This is a genomic window from Streptomyces recifensis (genome assembly GCF_002154615.1).
GTDB classification, from domain to species: domain Bacteria; phylum Actinomycetota; class Actinomycetes; order Streptomycetales; family Streptomycetaceae; genus Streptomyces; species Streptomyces griseoluteus.
The window spans coordinates 1-2,666 of sequence record NZ_MUNH01000748.1 but is presented as its reverse complement, the minus strand read 5'-3'; the positions used below and the strand labels follow the sequence as shown (position 1 = coordinate 2,666).

The following is a 2,666-nucleotide window of genomic DNA, read 5'->3' as shown; positions in this document are numbered from 1 at the left end:
ATCGGCGCGGCCGCCGGCGCCGGCCTGGTCATGACCGCCACCACCGCCTCGGCCACCACAGGTCCGTCCGGCGGTGCCGCCATCGCCGTGGACCTGGCGCACAGCCGCGCCGACCGGGCCCACGTCACCGACTTCGACGAGACCTTCCGCATCCACGAGTACGGTCCGTCGGTCGCCGTGACGGCGGACAACCGCGCCCTGGCCGAGTCGGTCGGATGTTCCCCGTTCTCGCCGTGCCGCTCCGTGGCCCTCTCGTTCCAGATCGTCACCACCTCCGGCCACAACGCCCGGCTGATCCGCGCCACCAACATCGGCCGTGCGGCGAACGAGCACTGCCCGTCCTGCCAGACCTTCGCCGGGGCCTACCAGTTCGTCGTGTCCACCCCGCGGGCCTTCACCCTGGGAGCGGGCGCCCGGCGGGAGCTGGCGGCGCTGGGCCGCCGCGCGGCGGAACTGCGGTCCTCGCGGCTGCCGGTCTCCGTGATCCGGCAGCGCGCCGACGCGCTCTCCCACGAGGTCAAGGCGGTTCTCGACCGGGAGGCCGCGCGGGCTCCCCGGGCCGGCAAGGGCGATCCCGGGGCGGACTTCGCCCCCTTCGTCACGATGCACCGGCACGTCGACTAGGACCCGTCCGGCCAACCGCTCCCGGCCCGGCGGTCATCCGGCCCGGACGTCCCCGCCCCGCCGGCGACGTCCGGGCCGCCACTTCCCCCGCGGCCGCCGGCCCCGTCATCGCCCCACTCCGGAAGATCCGAGAACGTGACCAGTCCGCATCCCGCAACATCGCGCGTCCGTGTCCTCCAGCTCCTCTCCGAAGGACACGCGGCGCAGGACGTAGCCCGGAGGCTGGGCATTCCGGCCAGCACCGTCTACCGCTGGCGGCGCTCCCTCGTCGTCCCGGTGGCCCCGGCCCCGGCCCCGGGCCGGGTCCAGGAACTCGAGGCCGAACTCCTGCTGTGCTGCAGGACGATCGACGCCCTGAACGCCGTGATGCCCCCAAAAGACGTTACGAGGTGATCGCGCGCGTGGCGGCGCAGGGTTTTCCCGCGCGCAGGGTCGCCGCCCTGCTGCGCGTCTCCGAGTCCGGCTACTACGCGTGGCGTGAGCGCCCCTTGTCCGACAGGGACAGACGACACGCCTGGCTGACCCGGCTGATCACCGATCTCCACCGGCAGTCGGGCTCTTCCTGGGGCTACCGGCGCATCCACGAGGAACTCGACCGTCGTCTCGGGATCAAGGTCAGTCACGGGACCGTGGAACGGATCATGCGGCGATCCGGGCTGCGGGGGGCACCCGGACGTCTCCCGGCGGCCGGCGGCTCCCGGGAGTACGCCCGGCCCGGCACCCGGTGGATCGTGGACACGGCCGTGTGCCCCACGCGGGAGGGCGACCTCTGCGTCGCGGTCGTCCTGGACGCCGTCGGACGGCACCTGCTGAGCTGGCGCGCCACCGTCGCGCCGGACCACGAGCTCCTCACGCGGACTCTTCAGGCGGCCCTGGCCCGGCGGGCGGGGGCGCCCGTCCCGGCGGGCCCCGGCTTCAGCTGTGTCTTCACCGCGCGGACCGTGGCGTCCGGCTGGGCACCACCGGACGCCGTCAGGGGCGACTGGTACGACCACGCGGTGGCCGAGACCTTCTGGGAGCACGTGCGCCGCGTGCCACCGGGCACTCCGGCGGGCCTGCCGCCGCCGCGTCCGGAACTGTCGAGGGTCCTGAACCGCCTGGCCCGTCAGGGGCCGACGCGCCGCGAACCGCACCTTCCCCTCCCGTAAGGCGGACCCATGGATCTCACCCCACCCCTGCTCCGCTCCGGTCCCACCCGGTCGTGCACGGTCAGCGGTCCGGCCGCACCGCAGGCACACCGCGTGCTGCTGTACGACGCCCTGGAGGCGGCGGGCCGCTCGCTGGAGGCTGACGACGTGCAGGCCGTCTTCGCCGTGGCCGAGCTGGACGACACCATCGTCCAGGCCGTCATCACCTGGATCACGAACGCGGGGAACCCCCCGTTCGCCCGGTGAGCGGGTCCGGAGGTCCGCCGTACGGCCGGCTCCCACCGGCGGCGTACCGTGCCGGGAAGCAGGTCAGCCCCGCTCGGCCTCGACCCCGCCCGCCTCGAGCAGCGACTCCACCAGAACCGCGACGTGCCGCCGGTCCTTCGGGCTCAACCGCTGCACACTCGCGATGAGAATCTCCACCTCGGGGTCGGTCACCTCCGGCGCGTCCTCGAAATAGAGGTTGACCCCCGCCGCCTCGACGGCGGCCCGCTGCACGGGAGCCACCGGGATGCCGAGCCCCTTGGCGAGGCCCTCCAGCGTGGCCTTCTGCGGCACTTGGGCCAGCCGTCCCGACGTGGCCAGATGATGCACCGTCGATCGTGAGATGCCACCCCGGCGTGCCACGTCGTTGTAGGACCAGCCGTTCTGGTCCAGCCGGCCCTTGATCATTTGCTGCAGTGTGTTGAGCACCACCGCTTCTTCCTGTCGGGGAGAGGCAGCCCTGTCAATGAGTCTAACGGCCCGATCCTCGGCCCGTTCCTCATGTTTTCGCTTTCGCTCCCGTGCGCCACCCCGCGCTTCGCGCGCCGTGCGGTGGGGCCCGAATCCGGCCCGGGGCGCGCCTCGGCGGCGGGTGCGGTCAGACGTCCACCGCGGCGGCCGCCGCGGTGG

5 protein-coding genes are annotated in these 2,666 nt (G+C 73.5%); 4 read left to right on the top strand and 1 reads right to left on the bottom strand.

Going from position 1 to position 2,666, the window contains the following annotated elements:
- From CCN33_RS32345 to CCN33_RS29210, 4 genes are all read left to right on the top strand, one after another.
- A partial coding sequence (locus CCN33_RS32345) for a hypothetical protein (protein WP_086696368.1) occupies positions 1-624 on the top strand: 624 nt, incomplete at its 5' end.
- Between the two features lie 135 nt (positions 625-759).
- Positions 760-1,017, top strand: a complete 258-nt coding sequence (locus CCN33_RS33905; RefSeq protein ID WP_107484017.1) for a helix-turn-helix domain-containing protein — start codon at positions 760-762, stop codon at positions 1,015-1,017.
- A gap of 8 nt (positions 1,018-1,025) precedes the next feature.
- Positions 1,026-1,772, top strand: coding sequence for an IS3 family transposase (locus CCN33_RS29215; protein WP_167387974.1), 747 nt, complete (start codon positions 1,026-1,028; stop codon positions 1,770-1,772).
- A 9-nt stretch (positions 1,773-1,781) separates the two neighbouring features.
- Positions 1,782-2,018, top strand: a complete 237-nt coding sequence (locus CCN33_RS29210; protein ID WP_086696367.1) for a hypothetical protein — start codon at positions 1,782-1,784, stop codon at positions 2,016-2,018.
- Between the two features lie 63 nt (positions 2,019-2,081).
- Here CCN33_RS29210 and CCN33_RS29205 read toward each other — a convergent pair whose 3' ends face one another.
- Positions 2,082-2,465, bottom strand: a complete 384-nt coding sequence (locus CCN33_RS29205; RefSeq protein ID WP_086696369.1) for a helix-turn-helix domain-containing protein — start codon at positions 2,463-2,465, stop codon at positions 2,082-2,084.
- Between the last annotated feature and the right edge of the window lie 201 nt (positions 2,466-2,666).

What these genes read in the sequence shown, in the direction of transcription:
- CCN33_RS29210 (WP_086696367.1), top strand. Translation starts at nt 1,782, where the DNA reads ATGGATCTCACCCCACCCCTGCTCCGCTCCGGTCCCACCCGGTCGTGC.